The following is a 17,927-nucleotide window of genomic DNA, read 5'->3' on the forward strand; positions in this document are numbered from 1 at the left end:
GATAAATTCGCGCGTATCGACGTGCCCGAACATGATCCGGTAGGCTCTCGACGGTTATCTGAAAAGTTCCGGAAGTCGACTCGAAACAACCACCGGAAAGCCACCTTTCCACCGGACTCGGCCCTGGCCATCGCGACCCGCGGCGACGGCTGGTGCAGGAGGTGATGGCCGTGGTCGATGGCCCCACCATCGGCGTACTCACCATGTCGGTCGGTTGCGACTATTTCGGCAGCATTCTCGGCGGAATTGCGCGTACGACCGCGGCCGCCGGCGGCCGGATGATCGCCATTCAGACGCTCGGTGCCGGCACGTTCGACTTCGACCCGCCCGAACCTCCGGACTTTCCGCACCCGGTGGCCTGGGACCACGTCTCCGCGTTCGTGGTGATCCTGAACTCGGCGTCGCGGGGATACCTGACCACGATCCAACGGACCGGCAAGCCGGTGATCATGATCAGCGACGAGATGGCCGGTTTCTCCTGCCCGGTGGTACTCCCGGACAACCGCGGCGGGGTACGCGAGGCGGTACTGCACCTGGTCGAGCACGGCCACCGGGAGATCGCCTTCGCCGGATACCTGGAGCTGCGGGATCTGCGCGAGCGTTACGAGGCGTACCGCGACGCGCTGCTGGAGTGCGGGCTGACACCCCGCGCCGAGCTGCATTTCGACACCGGTGACAACCGGGAGAGCGGTGGCGAGCGGGCCGGCCGGGCAATGCTGGCCGCCGGGCTGCCGTGCACGGCGGTGGTGGCCGGAAACGACCTCAACGCGATCGGACTGCTCCGCACGTTCCTGGCCGCCGGTGTGGATGTGCCGCGCCAGCAGGCGGTGGTCGGCTTCGACGACATGGAGGGGGTCGTCTACTTCACCCCGAGCCTCTCCACGGTCCGGCAGAGCTTCGAGGACCTGGGTCGGATCGCCGCCGAACTCGCGCTGAGCGCCGCGAACGGGGCGGAGATCGAGGCTCGCACCTACTCGGTGCCCACGTCGTTCCAGGCACGCGAGTCGTGCGGCTGCGCCGACCCGCTGGCACCCGGTGCGCTCACGGCCGGACCGGACGCCGACACGTCGACCGCCGACGACCTGGTCGCCCGGCTCGTCGCGGCGCTGCCCGGTCAGGTGGATCCGCGCCGCCGGGCCAGCATCGCCCGGGCCGGCGTCCTGGTCGCCGACGCCCTCGCCGCGGCCGCCGACGGTGCCCCGGGACCGGATCTCCTCGACCTGCGCCAGGCCCTGATCGGCCTGCACACGCTGAGCCAGCGGCATCCGGAGGGCATGGTCCGGATGTTGGACTGCGTCCGGGGGTACGGGCTGGGCCTGGCCCGGCGTACCGGGCAGCACGACCGGGCCGCCGCCGAACGGATCCGGACCGGCACCGAGGAGATCGTGGTCGCGCTGGCGCAGAGCCGGTCGCGGGCCCACAAGATCGAGGAGAACGAGTTCCAGACCACCCTCAAGATGCTCTACACGGTCAGCAAGAACCTGCTGCGCAGCCACGAGAAGGATCCCCGTGGACTCGCCTGGATCCAGGACACCAACGCCCGCGGCGGCTGCCTCGGCCTCTGGTCGTCCGGCGGCCCGACCGGCGCCGAACCGACGCTGGACCTGGTCACCATGTTCGAACGGGACCGCGGGCCGGTGCCGATGCCGGTCGGGCCGGTGTCGCCCCGGTCGTTCCCGCCGGCCGAACTCGTCGACCTCGCGGACCTGGACGCCGATCAGATGGTCTACGTGGCGCCGCTGTGCATCGGTGCCAGCGACTGGGGGATGCTCGCCGTCGTCGGTCCGATCGAGGCCGATGTGGCCAGCGGCCGGGAGATGATGAACCAGTGGGCGGCCCTGCTCACCATCGCCCTCGACCACGACGCGGTGCTGAAGTCCCTGCGTGAGCAGGAGGACCTGTTACGGCACGCGGCACTCTACGATCCGCTCACCGGGCTGGCCAACCGGACCCTCTTCCTGGACCGGCTGGAGGCGGCCGTCGCCGCCCAGGCGCGGCACCCGGAGCGGCACTACTCGGTGCTGCTGCTCGACCTCGACGGCTTCAAGCTGGTCAACGACAGCCTGGGGCACCTGGCCGGCGACCGGCTGCTGGTCCAGGTCGCCGAGCGGATCCGGGCCAGCGCCCGGGAGGCCGACGTCGCCGCCCGGTTCGGCGGGGACGAGTTCGCCGTACTGCTGGGGCACCGTTCCGGTGGCGAGGATCCGGTCGCGGTGGCGGAGCGGATCCGGGGCGCGCTGGGCGTGCCGTTCCGGCTCGGCGAGGAGGAGTTCGTCGTCTCGGCCAGCATCGGCATCTCCCGCAGCAGCACCGGTTACCAGCACGCCGAGGACGTGATCCGGGACGCCGACACCGCGATGTACTCGGCGAAGTGGCAGCGCAAGGGCTCGCACGCGGTCTTCGACATCGCCATGCACGAGCGGGTCGTCGGGCGGCTGCGCACCGAGGCGGAGCTGCGCCGGGCGCTGGAGACCGGCGGTTTCGAACTCCGCTACCAGCCGATCGTGCGGCTGCACGACGGTCGTACCCGCGCCTTCGAGGCACTGGTGCGCTGGCGGCACCCGGTACGCGGGCTGGTGCTGCCGGGCGAGTTCCTGCCGATCGCCGAGGAGAGCGGGTTGATGCCGCCGATCGGTCGCTGGGCGCTGACCGAGGCGTGCCGGCAGCTCGCCACCTGGCGGGCGAGCGGGTCCGCCCCGGACGGCCTGCGGATGAGCGTCAACGTCTCCAACCGGCAGTTCTGGCACACCCGGCTGCTGGAGGACATCGAGGAGAGTCTGCGGGCGGCGGGGCTGGATCCGGCGGCCCTGATCATCGAGATCACCGAGGGCGTGATCGTGCACGACGTCCCGGCGGCGCGGACGAAGCTGGCGGCCCTGCACGAGCTGGGCGTTCAGCTGCACATCGACGACTTCGGCACCGGCTACTCGTCGTTGCAGGCGCTGCACCACCTGACGATCGACGCCTTCAAGATCGATCGGTCCTTCGTGGCACCACTGGCGAGCGACGGCAAGAGTCGTGAGCTGGTCCGGTCGATCGTGTCGATGGGCCTCAACCTCGGTCTGGAACTGGTGGCGGAGGGGATCGAGACCACCGCACAGCGCGACCAGTTGCGCCGGTACGGCTGCCAGCACGGTCAGGGCTACCTCTTCGCCGGCCCGGTCACCGGGGTGGAGGCCGAGGCGATCCTCCGCGACGGCGCGCCGGTCGCGCTGCCCCGGCTGGCGGCCCGGGCCGTCCGCTGACCTGCCTTCCCGGCCGTCAGCCAGAGCCGTCCGCTGACCTGCCTTCCCAGCGGTAACCCCGGGACCATCCGCTGACGTGGCTTCGCGGCCGTCAGCCCGTGCCCGCGGTGCGATGCCGCTAGACATCGACCATTGACGTTGAATATATTTCAATCGACACACCGAAATGTTTCAACGTCCACCGTCATCGGCACCACCACCGGCAGGCACCGTCACTCACCGAGGAGCCCTCATGCCCCGTCCGCCCTCGCGGCGCAGCGGTCTGTTCGCCGCACTCGCCGCCACCGCCCTGGCCGTCACGGCCGGAGCCGTCGCCGTCACCGTCGCGGCCCCACCGGTCGCCGCCGCGGCCTGCAACGGTTACGTGGCCCTGACCTACGACGACGGCCCGAACACCGGCACCACCAACGCGCTGCTCAACGCGTTGCGGTCGGCCGGCGCCCGGGCCACCTTCTTCAACATCGGCCAGCGGGCCCAGCAGAACCCGACGCTGGTCCGCGCCCAGCAACAGGCCGGGATGTGGATCGGCAACCACAGCTGGACCCACCCGCACATGACCCAGCTCAGCACCGCGCAGATGACCTCGGAGATCAGCCAGACCCAGCAGGCGATCCAGCAGGCCACCGGGACCGCGCCGAGACTGTTCCGGCCGCCGTACGGCGAGACCAACGCCACGCTGCGCTCGGTGCAGGCCCAGTTCGGTCTGACCGAGGTGCTCTGGAGTGTGGACTCCCAGGACTGGAACGGCGCCAGCACGGCTCAGATCGTCCAAGCCGCCAACAGCCTCACCGACGGTGGCGTCATCCTGATGCACGACGGCTACCAGACCACCATCAACGCCGTACCGCAGATCGTCGCGAACCTTGCCAACCGCAACCTCTGCCCCGGGATGATCTCTCCGACCACCGGCCGGGCCGTCGCGCCCGACGGCACCAACCCGACCAACCCGCCGACCAACCCGCCCACGAACCCGCCCACGAACCCGCCGACCAACCCGCCGACCAACCCGCCGACGCAGGGACCGGGCGGCTGCACCGCCACCGTGTCGCTGAACTCCTGGAACGGCGGCTTCGTGGCCACCGTACGGGTCACCGCCGGCTCGTCGGGCACCAACGGCTGGTCGGTAGGGGTGAACCTGCCGTCCGGCGCCACGGTCACGAACTCCTGGAACAGCCAGCGCAGCGGCAATAGCGGGGCGATCACCTTCAGCAACGTGAGCTACAACGGCCGGATCGCCGCCGGACAGTCGACCGAGTTCGGCTTCCAGGGCACCGGCAGCGGAACCGGCATGTCGCCGACCTGTAGCGCCAGCTGAGCCCGTACCCCGACCTCCGGTGCGCGCGCCCTACGCCGAATGCCGGCCGTAGGGCGCGTCCGGGATGGATCTGGCGTCGGGCGCCCGGCGGGGCCCCTGGCCCGCCCGGCGCCCGACGCCAACGTCGGGCTCACGGAGCCCCCGCCCCCGGACGGGTGGTCCCGCAGATGCCGTCAGTACGACGGGTGCCGGTGTAGGGACACCGCTCCCGCCTCCCCCGTTGGACGACGACACCGCCCCGTGCCCGCGCGTGCCGGCATGGTCCCCCTCCGGCATGCCCCGCCCGCACGTTCGCAGCGATGATACGCACACCACCAGTGATCCCGTCAACACGCGTGCACATCAGTATGGCATGCTGTAAACCAGTGGAACCAGCCCCGGAGGAGGCCAGATGGTGGAGGAGGCGGGCGGGTTCCGCAGCCCGGGGTCACTGGCCGACCGGCTGGATCGGCTCTTCGACCGGATCCGGAAGCCCGACGGCAGCGCGTACAGCCTGCGCGAGGTGGCGGAGGCGATCACCGCACAGGGCGAGTCGATCTCGCACGCCTACATCGGACAGCTGCGCACCGGAAAGAAGCGCGACCCCAACCTGAGCCACCTCCGGGCGCTGGCGAAGTTCTTCGGCGTACCGGTGGAGTACTTCACCAGCGACCGGCTGGCGGCCGACATCGACCGGGAGCTCGACCTCGCCGCCGCGTTGCAGCAGGTACGCGCCCGTACGGTCGCGCTGCGCAACTCCGTCATCCCGGAGGCACAGTCCGCCATCGATGCCCTCACCGAGCTGCTGGGGGTGATCCGAGTCCTTGAACAGGGCAAGCCGGACGCGGATGATGGCGCGTGAATGCGAGTCGCGGTCTGGCGACAGCACGCCGCGCAGAGGGACGGTTGGCCCATGACGCTACGGCAGGTACGTCGGCGCTGTGAGCAACTCGCGCGCGGCATCCGGGTACCGGACCCGTTCAACCTCGACACGTTCATCAGCGACTTCGGCGCCGACCGGGGACGTCCGGTCCACCTGATCGCGTTCGATCTGCCCCCCGGGGCACCGTGCGGGCTCTGCGTCTCGACCGACGTCGCCGACTACCTGGTGGTGACCTCCGCCGCGACCGGGGTGCAGCGGGTGCACATCGCCCTGCACGAGCTGGCGCACCTGCTGCTGGAGCACCGGCTGCACCTGGTCGACGAGGCGCAGGGCAGCCGGCAGCTGTTCCGGCACCTCGACCCGACGGTGGTCCGGGCGATGTTCGCCCGGACCAACTACAGCAGCCAGGAGGAGCAGGAGGCCGAGACCCTCGCCTCGCTGCTCGGGCAGCGGGCCGGGCTGTGGCGGCCACCGGCCCCGCGTACCCCGAGCGACCCGGTGGTCGAGCGGCTCGGCCAGTCGCTGGAGCACTAGGCTGTCGCCGGATGGACGGTAAGAGCGGCATCTTCCTCTTCTGCGCGGGAGTCGCGTGGATCGCGGTGGGCTACAAGCTGGTGGCCCTCGCCCGCAACCCGCGCAACCTCAACCTCTGGGTGCTGACCCTCTGCATCGCCCTGCCGGCGGCCGGTTTCACCATGGCCGTCCCGGCCGTCTACTCGGCGGTGAACCGCTTCTTCGGGGTGCCGAACCTCGCCTCGCTGCTGGTCTACGGTTGCATCGTCGGCTACAGCATCACCGCGCTGGTCATGCTCATGCTGTGGCACATGCCGGCGGCCGAGGCGCTACCCCGGGCCCGGGTGCTGGCGGTCTTCTACGGGCTGGTGCTGGTCACCATGGCGGTGCTCTTCGCGTTCAGCGGCGCCACCGTCGAAGCGCCGAGCGACTTCGACGACGTCTACGGTCCCCGCCCGGTCGGCGGTACCTTCCTGCTGGTCTACGTCTCCGCCTTCGCCTTCGGACTCGGCGTCGCCGCCTGGCGCAGCCTCCAGTTCGCCAACCGGGTGGCCCGGACCGACGGCCGCCCGTGGCTGCGCCGGGGCCTTCGGCTGGTCGCGGCCGGATCGATCATCGCGCTCGGCTACTGCCTGGGCAAGGGCGGGTACGTCGTCGCTGCCTGGCTCGGCACGACACTGACGAGCCTGAGCGACGTCGGCACGCTCTGCGCCTGCCTCGGGGCACTCGTGATCACGATCGGCTTCACGATCCCGTCCTGGGGTCCGCACCTCTCCGCCGCCGCGGACCGGCTGGGCCGGGCCCGCACCTACCTGCGGCTCTACCCGCTCTGGCACGCCATGTACCAGGTGATGCCGGAGATCGCCCTGGACCCGCCCGCGTCCCGCCGCGCCGACCTGCGGATGCTGCGCGACCTCGACTTCGCGCTCTACCGGCGGGTCATCGAGATCCGCGACGCCCGGCTGGCGCTCGCGCCGTACCTGGCACCGGCCGACCAGACCGCCCCGCCCGACGGTCGACGCCCCGCCGGGCCCGACGCCGATGCCGACGCCGACGCCGACGCCGACGCCGACGCCGACGACCACGGTGGCAGCAACGCCGGGCACGGCCCCGACGGGCACGACCGCGACCGTCGCGGTGGCAGGACCGCCGCCGCGACCCGCGAGGCGATCCGGATCCGGGACGCGCTCGCCCGGCTGCGCGCGGCCAGCCCCGACCAGCGGACCCCCGGCCCGGAGCGGCCGGCGGCACCGGGGACCGCTCCGGCGGGGTGGGACAGCCGCTCCTCGTCGGCGGGACAGCCGGACGACGACGGTGACCTCGCCGCCGACCTGGAATTCCTCGGCCAGGTCTCGTCGGCGCTGCGTCGGCTGCCACCGGCGACGACCGACGCCGTCCCCACCGGTGCACCGGCGCGGAGCTGACCGCCGAGATGCTGCACCGGCCCGGCCGGTTCGACCGGCTACGCGAGATCCGCGCACTCGATCCCGTGCGGGACTGCCACCGGATCTACCGGACGACCGCGCTCTGGGAGTTCCCGTTCGACGTACGGATGGGGCTGCTGCTGGCCTTCTGGCGTACCTTCGCCGTGCCGTCGATCGCCGAACTGCTGGCCGCGACCGGCGAGACGACCACCCGGACCGAGCGACGGGCCGACGACACCGGCATCCTGATGTACACCCTGATCGAGCACGGCCTCGACCATCCGCTCGGCCGGGCGGCCACCCGCCGGCTCAACCAGCTGCACCGCCGGTACGCCATCGACAACGACGACTACCTCTATGTTCTCGGCACCTTCGTCTTCGTCGGCACCCGGTGGATCGACCGGTACGGCTGGCGGCCGCTGTGTTGCCACGAGCGTGCCGCGATCTACCACTTCTACGCCGAACTCGGCCGGCGGATGCGCATCACCGGCATCCCGGCCGACCTGGACAGCTACGCCAACTGGTACGACGCCTTCGAGGCGGAACGGTTCGCCGCCACCCCGGCCGCCCGGCAGCTCATCACCGCGACCAGGAGACTCCTCGCCGATCTGCCGAAGCCGCTGGTGCCGGTCGGTGAACGGGTCGCCGACGCGCTGCTCGACCCACCGCTGCGGGAGGCGGTCTCGGTCGCGGCGCCGCCGTGGTGGGCCCGGGCCCTGCTCGCCGGTGGACTCGCGGGACGGGCCGCGTACCTGCGGCACGGGGCGGCACCGCGCCGGCGGCAGTACCTCGACGGCGGGCTGCGGGCGAAAACCTACCCCGACGGGTACGACATCGCCACGGTCGGTCCGAGCGGCAGCGGCGGGTAGCGGCAGGAGCGGGCGGGCGACGGTTCTGCGACATTGGTCGGCCCGGCTATCCTGATGCCGACCCAGCGTCGCTCTCAGTGGAAAGATGCGGATGTGACAGAGACTTCGGCCAGGACCGGCGAGCAGCAGCCACTCCCCACGCTGGACACGAACGTCCCGCAGACAGCCCGGATCTGGAACTACCTGTTGGGCGGCAAGGACAACTTCGCCGCCGACCGCGCGGTCGGTGACCAGATCATCCAGTCCCTTCCGCAACTCGCCGAGAGCGCGCGTCTCTCCCGGGCATATCTGGCCCGCGCGGTGCGGTTCCTCGTCGGCGAGGCCGGTGTGCGCCAGTTCCTCGACATCGGGACCGGCCTGCCCACCGCGGACAACACGCACCAGGTCGCCCAGTCGATCGCGCCGGACGCCCGGGTCGTCTACGTCGACAACGACGCCCTCGTGCTGGTGCACGCCCGAGCCCTGCTCGCCAGCAGCCCGGAGGGTGCCACCGACTACGTCGACGCCGACCTGCGGGACAGCGAGACGATCCTGCGCGAGGCGGCCAGGACCCTCGACCTGACCAAGCCGGTGGCGCTGTTCCTGATGGGGATCCTCGGGCACGTCGAGAGTGACGACGAGGCCAAGTCGATAATCGACGGGATCATGGATGCCCTGCCGTCCGGCAGCTACCTCGCGATGTACGACGGCAGCGACACCAGCGAGGCGAACACCGAGGCCGTGCGGATCTGGAACGTCTCGGCGAACCCGCGATACCACCTGCGCAGCCCCGAACGGATCGCCCGCCTCTTCGATGGCCTCGAACTGGTCGAGCCCGGCGTGGTGTCGGTCAACGAGTGGAGGCCCGATCCCACCACTCCGCCACACGTCATCGACCAGTACTGCGCCGTCGGACGCAAGCCGTAGGTCCCGGCACTACCCGGTGTGCTGCGCTCGATCGCGCGACATCATTTCGTACACCATCGTCATCTGACAGATGTCTCGGCGCCTCCGCACCACCAACACTTCTGGCACGACCGCCCGGTACAACGCTGGGCGCGCTCGACACGCCGGAGGTCCACCATGCAGATATCCTCCCGAACCGGCCCGTCGCGGCGGGCCCGGCGGCGGAGACTGTCCGTCCCGTTCCTCGTCCTGACCCTCGTCGCGACCGCGGCGGTCGTGCTGACACCGGCCGCTCCGGCCCACGCCAGCGACTACTACAACGACATCGAGTCCGCCTCGGAGGCCAACCGGAACTGGATGTCCCGGGTACCCGACGATGCCACCCTGGCCGATCTGTCCGTCCCCGGCACCCACGACACCCTCGCCCTGTGCGGCCACTCGGCGAGTGGAAACGGCGACGACTGCGAGTTCATCTCGACCGAGATCACCCAGACGCAGGAGCGCCACGGGTACAGCGCGGAAACCCTGACCGTGCAACTGGAGGCCGGTATCCGGGCGATCGACATCCGGGTCCGGGTGGACAAGGGTGACGCCGGTCTGAGCTTCACCATCCATCACGGCGTCTACTACCAGCACGCCAACTTCGCGGACGTACTGACGAAGATAGAGGCATTTCTCGACGCGAACCCGGACGAGACCGTTCTGCTGAACCTTAAGGCGGAGTGCGAGGGTTCCGGTGCCGCCACCTGCTACGACGCGGACGGGTACGACAGCACCGAATGGCGGCGGAAGGTCTTCGACTCGTACCTCACCGGGCGCTACTACACCGGCGAAGGGGAGGAGACGAGCCAGGGCAGGGCCTGGGCGGACCTGTTCTGGGCGGACTCCGTCGACGGGATCACCCAGGCGACGACCCCGACCCTCGGCGCCGTACGCGGGAAGATCGTCCTGCTCGGCTTCGTCGGCCCGCGCGGCGGGATCTACAGCGGATACGGGATCGGCCAGCTCTACCCGGTGGGCGGGTCCCCGGACAACTACACCCAGAACGACTACGACGTGCCGGACATCAGCGCCATCAACGAGAAGTGGGAGAAGGTCCGGGCCCACCTGCGCAAGACCAACGGGGTGTGGGACGCCAACCGGGGCGAGCAGGCCCACCACGACCACGAGCCCGACTCCATCTACATGAACTTCACCAGCGGCACGGGCGGCGCGGCCCGGCCCTACACCGTGGCCGGCGGCACCCCGACGGCGACCGGGGTCAACGAGTTCCTCATCCAGTGCCTGCGCGACACCGACGACCGCTGCCCGGAGTTCTATCCCGATCGTGGCGACAACTTCGGCGGTCGGTCCAGCATGGACCGGACCGGGATCGTGATGATGGACTTCCCCGGCGGCGGCCTGATCGACGAGATCGTCGACAGGAACCCGACCGGCAAGTCCATGTACGCCAACGGCGGTGCCGGCGATCCGATGGAGGTGCACCCGGGCGGGGATGACGGTGGCAGCCGGCCGGCGGTCCCCGCCGACCACGCGCAGTGTCGCCCGGACGGACTGGTGCCGACCGCCGGCAGCAACACCCCGTACTGCGACGTGTATCAGGGTGACGGTCGGGAGTGGCTCGGCGCGGACCGGCACCGGCGGGTGATCGGCTACTTCAACGGAAGCCGTACCGGCGCCGACGGGAAGCCGTACTACCTGGTCAAGAACATCCCGTGGTCGAAGGTGACGCACCTCAACTACGCCTTCGCCTGGATCGAGGAGAACAGGATCACGGTCGGCCCGAACGGTCCGGACAACCCGGCCACCGGGATGACCTGGACCGGCCCTGGCACCGAGGTCGACGAGAGTGTGTCGTACCGGGGGCATTTCAACCTGCTGACCAAGTACAAGAAGCTGCATCCCCGGGTGAAGACGCTGATCTCGGTCGGCGGCTGGGCGGAGAGCCGCGGGTTCTACCCGATGACCACCAACGCCGATGGCAGCACCAACCAGGCCGGGATCGACACCTTTGCCGATTCGGTGGTCGAGTTCCTCCGCGACTACGACTTCGACGGCGTCGACATCGACTTCGAGTACCCGACCGTGCTGGACGACACCGGCAACCCCGACGACTGGGACACGGCCCGGCCCCGGCGCAAGGGACTCCCGACCGCGTACGCCGCGCTGATGAAGACGCTGCGGGAGAAGCTCGACCGGGCGGCGGCGGCCGACAACCACTACTACCTGCTCACCTCCGCCTCGTCCGCCTCCGGCTACCTGGTACGCGGGATGGAGAACCACAAGGCGCTGCGCTACCAGGACTACACCAATCTGATGGCGTACGACTACCACGGGTCCTGGAACGACGTGGTGGGCCCGAACGCCGCCCTCTACGACGACGGCCAGGACCCGGAACTGTCCGAGCTGTACGACACCCCGGAGTACCAGGACATCGGCTACTTCAACACCGACTGGGCGTTCCACTACCTGCGCGGCGCGATGCAGGCCGGACGGATCAACATCGGCATCCCGTACTACACCCGGGGCTGGCGCAACGTGACCGGCGGCGACAACGGCATGTGGGGATCCGCCGAGGGCGAGGACTGCCAGCCCGGCACCGGCCTGGTCCGGCCCTGCGGCGACGGCGCGGTCGGCATCGACAACATCTGGCACGACCTCGACGCCGACGGCGACGAGGTCGGCGCCGGGGTGAACCCGATGTGGCACGCCAAGAACCTCGAACGCGACGTCACACCCCGCTACGCCAGGGCGGTCGGCCTGACCCCGGCCACCGACCCGGCCGACGAGCGCACCGGCAGCTACGACCGGCACTGGGACGAGACCACCCGCACCGCCTGGCTGTGGAACGCCGAGAAGCAGACCTACCTGTCGATCCAGGACATGCAGAGCCTCGACCAGATCATCGACTACGTCGAGCACAGCGGCGCCGGTGGGGTGATGATGTGGGAACTCTCCGGCGACTACGACTGTCCGGACGAAGCCGAGACCAGCACCAGGAACCCGTGCGTGATGGGCTACACCCTCACCCGCCGGCTGCACGAGCGGCTCCAGGGCCTCGACCCGTACGACAACGCCCGCAGCACCGGCAGCATCGCACAGCGGCCGGCGGCGTCGGTCGACGTCACCGTCGACCTCGTGCGATACCCCACCGAAACAGCGAACCTCTGGCCGCTGACCCCCACCGTCCGGATCACCAACAACACCGGGGTCACGATCGGCGGCGGCCGGGACAACGTCATCTCGTTCGACCTGCCGACCTCCACCCCGGCCCTGATCAAGGACGGGAACTGGCAGACCGGCGAACAGGGCGGCCGGTGGCAGGTCCAGGCCGGCCACACCGGACCGAACGCCGGAACCGGACTGTCCGGAACGTTCCACCGGGTCAGCCTGGCCCTGGACTACTGCCAGATCATCCCCGCCGGCGGCAGCCTCGACATACCGATCGTCTACTACATCCCGGCCACCGGGCCGGTGAACACGACGGTCAAACTCGGTGCCACGACGTACGCCTCGGTGTCGGAGCACAACCGGGGCGCCGCCAAGGTCGCCCCACCGGCCGGCGGCTGCTCCGCACCGGACTGGGACGCCACCAGGGTCTACGACCCGTCGACCCAATCGGTGGAGGACGTGACCGTCCGGTACGACGGCAAGATCTGGCAGGCCAAATGGTGGACCCAGGGCAACATCCCCGGCACCGGAGCCGACCCCGACCACGAACCCTGGAAACTCATCGGTCCCGCCAGCTAGACCAGCTTCGTTGACCGGATCGCCCGCCCGGGCCCGAACCTGGGCGGGCGATCCTGCCCGACGTTCCCGGTCGGCTGACGACGCGGGTCAGCCGTCGGCGGGGACGCTCTCCGGATCGCGGCTGAAGGCGGCGTGCGCGATCTCCACCCGGCTGCGCATGCCGAGCTTGGCCAGGATGCGCGAGATGTGCGTCTGGGTCGTCCGACGGGTCAGGAACATGCTCTGCGCGATGTCCGGCGTCGACCGGCCGGCCGCCACCAGCAGCGCGACCGTGCGTTCGGTCGGGGTCAGGGCGTCCCAGCCGTGCCCGACCCGCTTGCGCCGGGCACCGCGTACGCCGCGCCGGATCCCGTACCCCCGCAACCGCGCCCCGGCCCGGCGGACGTCCCAGGCCGCACCGAAGCCGCCGTACACCTCGACCGCCTCGTCGAGGACGGCGCGTGCCCCGGCCGTCTCACCGCGCTGGGCGAGGACGACCGCGAGATCCTCCAGCGCTCCGGCGAGGTCCACCGGCACCCCGGCGGTGCGGTAGTGCTCCACCGCCGACCGCAGCGGCGCCGGATCGCCGTCGTGCAGTCCCTGGCACCAGGCGGCCGCCGCGGCGGCGCGGGCCGGTACCTGCTCCGCCGCCGCCTCGGCCCGGCAGGCGCGCAGCGCGTCCCGGGCCGCGGACCGGTCGTCGACGGCCAGGGCGAGCCGGAGGAGCCCGGGCAGCCACTGGTGGGTCAGGGTCATCTCGCCGGGCCGGCGTTCGAGGAAGCCGCCGAGCCGGTCGAGCGCGAGCCTCGGGTCGCCGGCCTGCTCGGCGGCGAGCGACTGGGTCACCTGCAGGAAGTCGGTGTTCTCCCGGTCTGCGACGGTGACCACCGGGCGGTCGAGTCCCGACCGCAGGTGCGCGGTGGCCCGGGCACGCTCGTCCCGGCGCGCGGCGATGAGGGCGGCCACGCCGTGCCACAGCCAGCCGGGGCCGCCCTCCCGCAGTCCCCGGTACGTCGACGTGGGGGTGCTCTGCTCGACCGCGTTGAGTTCGGCCAGCGCGTCGTCCCAGCGGCCCAGCCAGAACATCAGCACCGCGGCGGTGACCCCGGAGGTGGTGTCGTCGGTCCGGCCGGCCCCGCGCAGGAACTCGCGTACCTCCCGCAGCGCCGTCTCGGCCTCCGACCACCGGCCCAGGTTCTGCAGCGAGAAGATCCGCCCGTGCAGCGCGTACGCCCGCAGGTCGACGTGCTCGGCGACGGTGCCCAGCGTCTCGACGGCGCGGTCGGCGCAGTCCAGGGCGTGCAGGTGCTGCCGCCGTACGGAGTGGTTGAGCCACAGGTCGGTGAGCGCGTACGCCCCGGCGAACGCGTCACCGGCCGATTCGCTGATCTCCAGCGCACGCCGTGCGGTCGCGTCCGCCGTCGCCAGGTCGCCGGCGCCGGCCCGTTCGAACATCGCCAGCGAGGCGAGCAGCCGCGCCCGCCAGGCGTCGGGCAGGTCGGCCCCGCCGAGCGCCCGGCGCAGGGTGGCCACGGCCGCGTCGTTGTGGCCGCCGCTGAACTGTGCCCGGGCCAGCACCCAGGACAGGTGACCCCGGTCGGCCGGATCCACACAGACCGCCAGTGCCTGCCGGGCCCGTACGGTGGCCTGCTCGTGGTCTCCGGTGGCGAGCAGGATCCGGGCGAGCGTCATACCCAGCGCCGCGCGTTCCGGGTCGTCGGTCACGTCGTGATCCAGCTCCCGGCACAGCAGCTCCGCGACGAGCTGCGGGGCCCGGACCATCAGCGCCGGGGCGCCGTCCAGGAGCCAGCGCCGCGCCCACCGGTCGCCGACGACGCCGGACGCCAGCAGGTGCTGCGCGACCCGCTGCGGCTCGACACTGACGGCCTCCATCGCTCGGGCGACGTCGAGGTGCAGGGCCGCCCGGAGCGCCGCAGGCATGCCGTCGTGCAGGGCCTGCCGGATCAGCGGGTGGCGGAACCTCATCCGCTGGCCGGCGTCGACGAGGATCCCGGCGGCCACCGCTTCCTGGAGCTCACCGGAGAAGTCGATCGCCGACCGGCCGAGCAGCACGGCGAGTTCGGTGACCGCGAACTCGCCGCCGAGCAGCGCCGCCGCTCGCAGGATGTCGACGGTACCGGCCGGGACGAAACTCAGCCGGCTGTCCAGCGCCGCGGTCAGCGACCGGGGTACGGCGCCGCGCGCCGGGTCGCGTACCTCCGCCTCCGCGCCGACCTCCACCATCTCCTCGCGGATCAGGGACTCGACCAGTTCCCGCAGGTACAGCGGATTTCCCATCGCCTGTTCGGCCAGCCTGACCAGCCCGGGACCGGGCCGCGCGCCGACCAGGTCGGCCAGCAGTCCGAGCACCGCCTCCTGGTCGAGCGGACCGAGGGTGATCCGGGTCGAGCCCCGGCGGCCGGCGGCGGCGCGCAGCCGCCGCACCGCCGGCCGGCGGGAGCCCGGCCGGTACGAGATGACCAGCAGCAGCGGCAGGTGGACCGCGGCCGACGCCAGGCGCCAACACACGTCGAGACTCACGTCGTCGGCCCACTGGACGTCGTCGACGATCAGCATGAGGGGTGCCGTGGCGCACAACTCGTCGACCAGGGAGATGACCATCTCGGCGGCGGCGGCGTAGCTGGCGTCGGTGAGATCGAGGGCGGGCCGCCGGGCGCCCAGATAGTCCGCGATCGCCGCGCGGCGGGCGTCAGCCGAGCCTGGCTGGATCTTCAGGCAGTCGCAGAGCACCCCCAGCGGCAGCGGATGGGCGAGCTGGTCGGCCGTGCCCCGGGCCACCTGGGCGCCGAGTTCCCGACCGACCCTGGCCCCGGCGGCCACCAGCGACGACTTGCCGATGCCCGGCTCGCCCTCGATCCAGACCACGGCCCCGGTGCCGGCGCGGAGGCTCGTGACCGCCGCCCGCAACGTCGCGATCTCGGCCTCGCGCCCAACCCAGAGCCCCGTAGGTTCAACGGACATCGGCATGATTCTTCAGGTATAGCAGTCGATTGTGTCGATGCCATCGCCGTGGGTCGACCGCTCCCGCCCGCCGGGAGCCGCCGCGGTGACCCCCCCGGCCGTCCGTCGACCCGACCGGCGGTCCAGGTCGCGCCCGACTACCCGACCGCGTCGGCATCCTCGCCCGCGCCGGGCGCGCCGGCGCCGTCCGCGAGTAGGGCCCGGACCTCGTCGGCGGCGTTGGCGCGCAGCGGCAGGGTCGGCCATGCCGCGAGGTCGCTGCGCAGTTGACGGTCATGGGTGGCGACGACGACGGCTGCCGGGGTCTCCAGCAGGGCGGCGGTCAGTTCGTCGACCAGGGGCGCCGACAGGTGGTTGGTGGGTTCGTCGAGGATCAACAGGTCGGGTCGCCCGGCGAGCCGCAACGCGAGGTTGAGCCGGCGCTGCTGGCCCTGGGACATCCGGCCGACGGGAGTACGCAGGGCTGCCCTGTCGAGCAGGTTGGTCGCGGTCAGCGGCAGGTGATCCCTGTCCGGCAGGCGTCCCCGGGACTGGAGTTGGCCGACGTGCTGGTCGTACAACTCGTGGGCGAGCGCGCTCGGCGGCCAGGCCGGTACCTCCTGCCCCAGGTATGCCACCCGGGCCCGCCCGAGATGGCGGACCTCGCCGGTCGACGGTTCGAGAACGTTGGCCAGTACCGCGAGCAGTGTCGACTTGCCCGCCCCGTTCGGCCCGGTCACCAGCAGCCGGTCCCCACCGTCGAGGGTGAGCGTGACACTCTGGTGCAGGCGTCCTGCCACGGTCACGTCGTGGCAGCGCAGCACGGGTGAGCCGGGGCGGGTGGCGAGGTCGGGCCAACGCAGGCGCAGCGGCGGTTCGGGCACGGTGAGCTGGTGTGCGTCCAGGTCGTCCTGCCGGCGCCGGAGCGCCTGGACGACGCCCGGGGCGCGGGACTGGCGCTGATGTTTGCCGTGCCCCTTCTCCGGACGCCAGCCGGTGCTGAGTCGCTGCTGCGCCTCGCTCACCGCGTCGGCCAGTCGCTGGTGTTCGGCTTGTTGAACCTCGTAGTCCCGCTCCCAACGCTCGCGCTCGCGTCTACGCCCCTCCTGCCAGCCGGAGTAACCACCGGCGAACAGCCGCGGTCGGCCGTCGTGACTGGGGTCGAGGTCCAGGAACTCTACGGCCACGTCCTTGAGCAGGGCACGGTCGTGCGTCACCACCACCACTCCGCCCGGATGCTGGCGCAGCCGTGCGGTGAGAAACGCCAGGCTGTCGGCGTCGAGATGGTTGGTCGGCTCGTCCAGCAGCAGCAGGTCGTAGCGTGCTCCCAGCAGGCACGCCAGGCGTACCCGGTAGCGCTGCCCGACCGACAGCGTCGAGAGCGGGCGCTCCCGGTCGGTGCAGGCGTCGAGCCCGGCCAACGCCACGTCGACGCGGCGCTCCGCGTCCCAGGCGTCCAGCCGGGTGGCCGCGTCGAGTGCGGCGGCATACGCCGAGTCGGCGCCTTCCCTCCCCTCGGCCAGCGCGGTCCCCGCCTCATCGAGCGCGCGCAGGGCGCGGTGGGAGTCCCGCATCGCCCCCAGGACGAGGCTGCCGACCGTCTCGCCGCTGCGCGCCTCCAGCGACTGTCGGGCGACACCGATCGTGCCGATCCGTTCCACCGTGCCCTGGTCAGGCGAGATCATGCCGGTCAGGACATGCAGCAGGGTCGTCTTGCCCCGACCGTTCTCGCCGACGATGGCGAGGCGGGAACGGGCGGAGACGGTCACGCTCACGTCGGAGAGCACGACCCGCCCGCCCAGCACGACCCGTACGCCGTCAGCTCGGATGTGCGCCCGGTCACCGGCGGGCAGCCGGCCACCCCAGGCAAAATCGGACAAGGTGCTGGAATCTGGTGATGAATTCAGGTCAGGGTTCCGCATTGTCTGCTCTTCGGCTCGTCGTGGAGCCGGGCAACACGAAGACGCCGCCCGGCAGGAACGCCAGGACGGCGGACAGAGCTAGCTGAGGATCGGTCGCGTCAACCCTGCCGCCGTCAGCGGCGGAACCAGGGCCTCATCGCGGCAATGCCTGAATGCATGCCTGCAACTATAGCCGGCGTCCGTCGGCGTCAACGGGCGATGC

At 71.3% G+C, this 17,927-nt stretch carries 10 protein-coding genes; 8 read left to right on the forward strand and 2 right to left on the reverse strand.

Annotated features, from left to right (window positions below):
• Positions 1 to 170: 170 nt before the first annotated feature.
• The 8 genes from EV371_RS00210 (at position 171) to EV371_RS00245 (ending at position 12,863) form a co-directional block, all read left to right on the forward strand.
• Complete coding sequence (locus EV371_RS00210; RefSeq protein WP_165436567.1) at positions 171 to 3,245, forward strand: EAL domain-containing protein; 3,075 nt, start codon at positions 171 to 173, stop codon at positions 3,243 to 3,245.
• A gap of 232 nt (positions 3,246 to 3,477) precedes the next feature.
• Positions 3,478 to 4,560: a polysaccharide deacetylase family protein gene (locus tag EV371_RS00215; RefSeq protein WP_130460244.1), complete on the forward strand. Its 1,083-nt coding sequence runs from the start codon at positions 3,478 to 3,480 to the stop codon at positions 4,558 to 4,560.
• A gap of 391 nt (positions 4,561 to 4,951) precedes the next feature.
• The gene (locus EV371_RS00220; protein WP_130460245.1) at positions 4,952 to 5,401 is read left to right on the forward strand and encodes a helix-turn-helix domain-containing protein; all 450 of its coding nucleotides are present in this window, start codon (positions 4,952 to 4,954) and stop codon (positions 5,399 to 5,401) included.
• Between the two features lie 51 nt (positions 5,402 to 5,452).
• Positions 5,453 to 5,956, forward strand: coding sequence for a hypothetical protein (locus EV371_RS00225; RefSeq protein ID WP_130460246.1), 504 nt, complete (start codon positions 5,453 to 5,455; stop codon positions 5,954 to 5,956).
• Between the two features lie 11 nt (positions 5,957 to 5,967).
• Positions 5,968 to 7,359, forward strand: coding sequence for an MAB_1171c family putative transporter (locus tag EV371_RS00230; protein WP_130460247.1), 1,392 nt, complete (start codon positions 5,968 to 5,970; stop codon positions 7,357 to 7,359).
• Between the two features lie 8 nt (positions 7,360 to 7,367).
• Positions 7,368 to 8,228 carry an oxygenase MpaB family protein gene (locus EV371_RS00235; RefSeq protein ID WP_130460248.1) on the forward strand — a complete coding sequence of 287 codons (861 nt, stop codon included), beginning with the start codon at positions 7,368 to 7,370 and terminating at the stop codon, positions 8,226 to 8,228.
• A 93-nt stretch (positions 8,229 to 8,321) separates the two neighbouring features.
• Positions 8,322 to 9,134 carry an SAM-dependent methyltransferase gene (locus EV371_RS00240; protein WP_486484417.1) on the forward strand — a complete coding sequence of 271 codons (813 nt, stop codon included), beginning with the start codon at positions 8,322 to 8,324 and terminating at the stop codon, positions 9,132 to 9,134.
• 156 nt (positions 9,135 to 9,290) lie between these two features.
• On the forward strand, positions 9,291 to 12,863 hold the full coding sequence (locus EV371_RS00245; protein WP_130460250.1) for a phosphatidylinositol-specific phospholipase C domain-containing protein: 3,573 nt from the start codon (positions 9,291 to 9,293) through the stop codon (positions 12,861 to 12,863).
• A gap of 87 nt (positions 12,864 to 12,950) precedes the next feature.
• Here EV371_RS00245 and EV371_RS00250 read toward each other — a convergent pair whose 3' ends face one another.
• A complete protein-coding gene (locus EV371_RS00250; RefSeq protein ID WP_165436568.1) occupies positions 12,951 to 15,824 on the reverse strand; it encodes an AAA family ATPase in 2,874 nt (957 codons plus the stop codon).
• A gap of 137 nt (positions 15,825 to 15,961) precedes the next feature.
• A complete protein-coding gene (locus EV371_RS00255; RefSeq protein WP_486484418.1) occupies positions 15,962 to 17,683 on the reverse strand; it encodes an ABC-F family ATP-binding cassette domain-containing protein in 1,722 nt (573 codons plus the stop codon).
• Positions 17,684 to 17,927 lie beyond the last annotated feature (244 nt).

This window comes from Plantactinospora sp. CNZ321 (assembly GCF_004217235.1).